The sequence below is a fragment of the Ideonella lacteola genome (genome assembly GCF_038066555.1).
Taxonomy (GTDB): domain Bacteria; phylum Pseudomonadota; class Gammaproteobacteria; order Burkholderiales; family Burkholderiaceae_C; genus Ideonella; species Ideonella lacteola.
In genome coordinates this window covers 175,951-182,302 of record NZ_JBBUTG010000013.1, presented here as the reverse complement: position 1 = coordinate 182,302, position 6,352 = coordinate 175,951, and the positions used below count along the sequence as shown (strand labels likewise).

Genomic DNA, 6,352 nt, shown 5'->3' with positions numbered 1-6,352 from the left:
TGGCTGAAGGCCTGCGCGAGCTGCTGGTACTGCTTGGCCAGCGCCATGCTGCCGGCCTGGTCGAGCGCAGGCTCACTGGCGGACGAGGCGTAGCTGCTCAGGTGCACGCTCTTGGCGCCGCGCAGTGCGCCGTAGGCATCGGTGCGCAGCTCGAAGCCATGGCCCCTGAAGCTGCCCCGGTGGTTGTCTGCTTGGTGAACCAGGTGGCCCATGTTCAGCTGGCTGGCGTGCTGGGTGGTTGCGAGCTGAACGCGAAGCTGGCCGTCGGTGTCGTCGAACACCGTCTGGTTGAAGCCCTCGCCGCCGAATTCCTTGGTCTTGATGCCGGACAGCGCGGCGGCATTGTTCTGCCCCCCGGCCGCCAGGCCCTGGGGCGAGCCGCCGTGCCAGGCCGGGCTGTTGCCGCCGGTGAGGTTGCCCTGGGCTGAGGGGCGATGGTCGGTGCTGTTGGCGAAGGCGCTGGTGTCGGCCTCGGCGGGCTCGCCGCCCGGGGTGGCGGGCACACCCCCTTCACCGCGGCCGTTGTACAGCGAGCGGATCACCATGGGCCGATCGGCGTCGTCGTCGATGAAGCCCACCAGCACCTCGTGGCCGATGCGCGGAATCCACTGGGTGCCCAGGCCCGGGCCCGCCACGGGCTGCAGTACCCGAACCCAGGTGCTGCCCAGGCTGGCGATCGCATCGTTGCCGGGATGGCCCTGGAACTCGAAGCGGATGCGCACACGGCCCAGACGGTCCATGTAGAGCTCATCCGCACCGCTGGGCGAGGTGCTGCCATCGGGGCCGACGACGGTGGCGACCAACGGCCCGCGGATGCGGGGCCGCGGCGCCAGGCGGCCGGGGTCTGCGCCGGGCATCAGCGCGCGCCACGGCATGCTGGCGTCGGTGGCCTCGAAGCGATTGGCATAGCCGCGCAGAGCCGCCTCGCGCACCAAGGCTTCGTCCACGCCGGGAAGGCGGGCGATGGCGTTCACGCCGGGGCGGCGCATCGGGTCGGCCTGGGCACCGCCCAGGCGCTCAAGCACCTCGGCGGGCAGGTTGTTGATGCCCACGTGGGTGATCTGGGTGAGCAGGTAGCGGTTGTCCGGCGAGACCAGCGAGGCAGGCCGCTCGGCGATCAACGAGCCCAGCGCGCCGGTCACGTCGTCCATGCGGGTGTCGCGCATGAACACGTGGGTGCCCGCGGTCATGCTGCGCACGCAGCCGCGGCCGTGCCACACGCGGCGGCGCACCTCGTGGGCCTGCTGCACGGTGGTCAATGCGCGGGCGGCTGCCTCGGGGCTGGGCCAGGCGTAGGCACCGGCGTAGACGTAACTCTCGACCTCGGCGGCGTGGGGGCCGCCCACCGGGGCCAGGGTGGGCACGCTGGCGCTGATGACCTGGCCGGACTTGTAGTCGCTGCTGCTGGCGGTGAGGGTGCGCGCACCCCACTGCACGGCCAGGTCGAATTGCGTGACGCCGTCTTGATCCTGCACCTGGCTGGCGCGGTGAAAACGCAAACCGGCGCCGCCCAGCGCGCTGGCCGAGCAGGCGTCTTCGGGGCAGCTTTGCGAATCGGTGGTGTCAGCCAGGATCACCAGCGTCGAGGGCTCGCCGGGGCCGGTCTCTTCGAAGCGGAAGGTGAGGCCGGCTTCGGCCAGCAGGCGCTGCACGAAATGCAGCCGGCTCTCGCGGTACTGCATGCAGTAGCTGAGCACGCCGCCTTGCGGGGCTTCGGCCAGGCGAGCGGTGGCGCACGGCGACCAGCGCCAGCGGCCTTGTTCGCCGTAGTGCGACAAAGCGCTGTCGACGATCTCGACGAGGTTGCGCTCGACGAAGACCTGGCTGCGCCAGTCATAGCCCATCAGGCCGGCCCATGCCGTGACGGTGAGGCGATAGCGGCAGGGCTGGCCGAAACCTTGTGGTGTGTCGGTGATGGCGGCTTGCTCCACCACGCCGGTGCGGCGGTGCTCGCTGCCGTCGGCCAGCGTGGTGATCAGCGTGAGCGGCTGCCAGCGCAGCGCCGCGATGTCGGTCAGCATGGTGTCTGACAGGCAGCTCAGCACCATCCGCCAGGGCTCGTGCAAGGCCTCGTGCAGCGTGAACGCCTCCACGTGCAACTGGCCGATGTCGCCGCCGCCTTCCGCGCGGTACAGGCGGGTGTCGCTGGTCAGCAAGGGCATGAGGCCCGAAGGCATCAGTGCCGCGAAGAGATCAATGGGCGAGTTCATCGTGTCAATGGGATGCGGCGCCGTTGGGCGATGTGCCGGTCGTCGCGTTGGCAGGGGGCGCCATCGATCGGGGGCACGCTTGCGCCTTGCCCCAATAGCCCGCGCAGATGCGGCGTCGGCAGGCCAGGGCCGAGGTCGCATCGGGCAGCGCATTGCAGTCTCGGACCAACGCGGCAATGGTGCTGCTGCGCTCAGACGTGGCAGTCACCTGCTCGCCGCTGCTGCGCGCCATGATGGCCGCGACCAATTCAGCGTCGGGGTCATGTGGCACGGCGCGGGCGGCGGTGGTCGTGCGCGGTGTGGAGGTCGGCTTGGCTCTTGACGACGCAGCGGTCGATGAGGCCGCCGGCTTGCTGCTGGCGGCCGGCTTGCCGCCGGCAGCCTTGGCGGTCGATGCGCGGGCATGCTCGCCGGGGGCCGGCGCTTTGGCCACAGGCGCGACGTTGGCGGGGCCTGATGCCGAACCGGATGTGGCCACCGCACTGGCGGGATCCGCCGCCGCGCTCGCTGCGGCACGTTGTGCCGCCACGGCCTGCACGGTGGTGGCCATGCCGGGAAGGCCGGCCAACCCTTCGTTGCGCAGTTCCAACTTGGCGGGGCCGGTGGGTTCGCTGCCGGTGGTGGCCATCGAGGCACCGGCCTCGGCAGGCGTGGCGATGTCGCTGGCCGATGGGCTCGCCACGGGCGCTGCCGCCAAAGCCGGCACCGAGGCCGCATCAGCCGGACTCAGCGGCGCTGGCACGGCGCTGGGCTCGTGCAATGGCATCGGGCCGCCAGAGGAGGCGAGCGGCGTCGTGCTCGCATCCGGGTTCGTGTGCCCTGAGTCTGCCGTGTCGTTGAGATACATCGCCACGACGACGGCCGTGGCCACCAGCAGCGTCAGACTGATGGGCCAGAGCCAGCGAGACTGGCGGGGACCCGAGCGCGTGTGCGACCTTTTCGCCTTCGAGCCCGTGCGGGCACCACCGTCGTCCTGCAAGGCAGCCAGCATGCGAAGGGGCCGGTCGGCCGCGGCGGACGCGCCGACCTCGTCCGGCTCGACAAAAAGACTAGGGCGCCACGAATCTTCGCTTTGGCCCGTTGGGGCTGAAAGCTTGTTGCCTGACAATCTGATACTCCCATTTGGCCGCCTGCAGGCCCGGTGGTTGCGGCCGTTGCAAAGCGCCGCTATGTTTGCGAACGATTTTAGAACCCTGCACTGCCCATAACGATAAGGCGGCAGGGGCGTCGAGGCGAGGCGGCGCACCCCCTAATTCGCGCTGTGTGGCGGCAGTTTCGTGCTACATGCCTCGGATGGCGTTCCTCGCGAATGTCGGGCTCAGGTCGAACGATGCTGTTTGGTGTCATTTTGTATTTCGTGTTAGCGGTGGGCCTTTTGGCGCTGGCGTTCTTTGCGCCCGCGCGCGAGTGGCTGGTGGCGACCACGCAGCATTGGTGGTCGCGTGGCCTGACCGCCGGGAGCGGCTTGGCCGATGCCGGGCAGCGCCGGGTGCGCGGCGCCAGTCATTCGGCAGGCGGGTGGGTGGGGCGTTTCGTGGGCTGGGCGAGGGCCCACGCGCTGCTGTGTTCGGCCGGGCTGGTGGTGGTGATGGGTGTGCCGCTGGCCGCCGGGGTGTTGAGGGTGTTGTTCCCGGCCAGCAGTTACGACCACACCCTTTCGAGGCCGGTCGATGAGCGGGTGGCTGATCTGCTGCGCGGCGAGATGCTGGTGGCACCGCCGCCGCTGCCCCCCGAGATGTTCACCACCCGCGAAGTCGAACAGGCCCGCCCGATGACGGCCACGGCCAGCCGTCAATGGGAGCTGCTCGACGAAGGGTTTCGCAGCCGTCTGCTCATGGTGTTCAAGCTGATGCGGGAAACACATGGCTACGACATGGTCTTGCTGGAAGGCTACCGCAGCCCGGAGCGCCAGGCCGCCCTCGCTGCCCTGGGGCCCACGGTGACCCAGGCCGGGCCGTATGAGAGCCTGCATCAGCATGGGATGGCCGCTGACTGCGCATTCGTCAAAAATGGCAAGATCGTGATCACCGAGCGCGACCCCTGGGCGATGCTCGGCTATGAGAAATACGGCGAAGTTGCCCGCAGCTTGGGCTTGACCTGGGGCGGCGACTGGCGCAGCTTGAAAGACTACGGGCACGTCGAGTGGCGGCGCTCTGCGCGCAGCAAGCCTGACGACAGCGCCAAGGCGACGACGCCTCCATAACGCGTTCAAGGAGAGGACCAATGGCCGACTCAAGACCCCTCATCGTCGTGGGCGACAAGACCGACCATGGCGGCGAGGTCATACAGGGCTCGCCCGTCAGCGATGCGGCGGGCAAGCCCATCGCCCGAGTCGGCGACAAGGTGACCTGCCCCAAGAAGGGCCACGGCGGCACCACCGTCATTGCCTCGGGCGACCCTACCTTCATGATCGATGGCCAGCCCGCCGCCCGCCATGGCGACAAGACGGCATGCGGCGCGACCCTGCTGTCCTCCCAGGCCCTCAGCACCGACTGAACGCCCCCCCTTGGACCGACACGGTTCGGCTCGTGGGCCTTGGGGCCGATGGCCCGGCCGGCTCTCGTCATCGAACGCCTCCATCTTCCGGCTCCGGTGCCGGGTGTCTGCCGCGTTGCCGCGGTTGTGCTGACGTCTGTTGAATGAAGACTTTTCTCAAGGGCCTTGCCCTGCTCGCGGCGATCACCAGCTTGGTATGGATTGTGGTGATCTGGCGCTGGCAGGTGTCGCAGCGCAATGTCAGTGGCGATGATCTGGCGCTTTATCTGGTGCTGTTGCCGCTGGTGCTGTTCGCTTTCGTGCTGGCGTTGCGCTGGGCGGTGAAAGGTGCGCTGGCCAAGCAGCAGGCGGCTGCCGTGGCGCTGGCCTCTGCCGCCGAGCAGGCCGGCGCAGGCAAGCCAGCCGCCGAGGCCGAACGATCGGGCACCGAGGCGAAGGAGCGGCACCTCAGCTGGCCCGTGCTCGGCGCCTGGGTGGGTGGCCCGGCCGGTGAAGACATCGCGAGCGTGCTCGAGGCGGCCAAAGCCAGCAAGCCGGCGCCGACCCCCGATGCGCTGTTGCGCGACTTCGATGGCCTGCCTGTGCTTTGCGCGCGGTCCGACGGCGTGGATGCCAAGCCCGTCGAGAAGGCCTGGGGCGAATGGCTGCAGGCGCATGGCAAGGCAGGCGAGCCCCCTGCGGGAAGCGGGGTAGCGCGAGCGCTCGCGGCATTGGCCCCGCTGCTGGAGCAGGCTGGTGCGGTGGTGGATGAGTGGGTGGCATCGCAGCCTGCTGATCGGGGTGCCGTGGCGCGCGTGCGAGTGCTGGCGGCCTGGCCCGCGCAGTGGGCCGAGGCCGAGGTGGCCTGGGCGCGAGCCTGGCTCGATCTTCAAGCCCGGCAACTGGCCGCAGGGGCACTGCCGCTCGATCGATGGCAGCTTCAGCACTTGCCCTCCGCCAGCGGGCCGCAGGCTTGGCAATATGCAGACAAGCTGCTGCTGACAATGCAGCGTGAACAATGCCACGATCTGCTGCTGTTGGTGGCCTGTCACAGCGACATCAGCCAAGCCTCGATCGACGCGATGGGCTCGGCGCGAACGCTGTTCTCCGCTGCGCATCACACCAAGGGGCACATGCCCGGTGAAGGCGCGGCAGCGCTGCTGTTGAGCCCGATCAGCCAGCCTGAGCAGGCTTCACCTCAGGTGCCGCTGGCATGGCTGCACCGCCCGGCTTGCCGTCGTCGCGACAAGTCCATCGACGCGGCGGGCAAGACATCGGCCGAGGCGTTGCAGCAAGCCGTCTCCGAGGCCATCCAGCTTGCCGGGCTGCCCGCGGAAGGCCTGGCGGGCCTCTGCTGTGATGCCGATCGGCATTCGGCACGCGCCACAGAGCTTTTCGCGACCACAATCGAGTTGTTGCCCCACCTGGACGCGATCGAAGAGTTGCGCTTGGTGGGGGTGACCCACGGCCACACTCGGCAGACGGGGGCGCTGTGGGCCGTGGCCGGCGCCATTCACCAGGCGGCGCAGGCCGAGCGTCCCGCCATCGCGATGTCACTGTCCGACGAGCACTGGCGCATGGCGATGGTGGTCCGGCACCGGTTGCCTGACCCGGCGGCCACTTGACGCCACCCGTTGCCGTGACAGTCACTCTCGCCGCCGAAACCG

5 protein-coding genes are annotated in these 6,352 nt (G+C 69.3%); 3 read left to right on the top strand and 2 right to left on the bottom strand.

Annotated features, from left to right (window positions below; genetic code table 11):
• On the bottom strand, window positions 1–2,210 hold a 2,210-nt coding region (locus tag AACH06_RS19695; protein WP_341427474.1), incomplete at its 3' end, for a type VI secretion system Vgr family protein.
• A gap of 4 nt (window positions 2,211–2,214) precedes the next feature.
• Window positions 2,215–3,201, bottom strand: coding sequence for a hypothetical protein (locus tag AACH06_RS19690; RefSeq protein ID WP_341427473.1), 987 nt, complete (start codon window positions 3,199–3,201; stop codon window positions 2,215–2,217).
• 339 nt (window positions 3,202–3,540) lie between these two features.
• Here AACH06_RS19690 and AACH06_RS19685 point away from each other — a divergent pair, with 339 nt between their 5' ends.
• The 3 genes from AACH06_RS19685 (at window position 3,541) to AACH06_RS19675 (ending at window position 6,310) form a co-directional block, all read left to right on the top strand.
• On the top strand, window positions 3,541–4,413 hold the full coding sequence (locus AACH06_RS19685; RefSeq protein ID WP_341427472.1) for a M15 family metallopeptidase: 873 nt from the start codon (window positions 3,541–3,543) through the stop codon (window positions 4,411–4,413).
• A gap of 20 nt (window positions 4,414–4,433) precedes the next feature.
• Window positions 4,434–4,706 (top strand): PAAR domain-containing protein, encoded by a 273-nt coding sequence (locus AACH06_RS19680; RefSeq protein ID WP_341427471.1) that lies wholly within the window; start codon window positions 4,434–4,436, stop codon window positions 4,704–4,706.
• Between the two features lie 143 nt (window positions 4,707–4,849).
• A complete protein-coding gene (locus AACH06_RS19675) occupies window positions 4,850–6,310 on the top strand; it encodes a hypothetical protein (RefSeq protein ID WP_341427470.1) in 1,461 nt (486 codons plus the stop codon).
• The last annotated feature ends 42 nt before the right edge of the window (window positions 6,311–6,352 follow it).

Bases quoted from the DNA above. Each gene is read 5' to 3' on its own strand.
- AACH06_RS19690 (WP_341427473.1), bottom strand. From the start codon at position 3,201: ATGCTGGCTGCCTTGCAGGACGACGGTGGTGCCCGCACGGGCTCGAAG.
- AACH06_RS19685 (WP_341427472.1), top strand. From the start codon at position 3,541: ATGCTGTTTGGTGTCATTTTGTATTTCGTGTTAGCGGTGGGCCTTTTG.
- AACH06_RS19680 (WP_341427471.1), top strand. From the start codon at position 4,434: ATGGCCGACTCAAGACCCCTCATCGTCGTGGGCGACAAGACCGACCAT.
- AACH06_RS19675 (WP_341427470.1), top strand. From the start codon at position 4,850: ATGAAGACTTTTCTCAAGGGCCTTGCCCTGCTCGCGGCGATCACCAGC.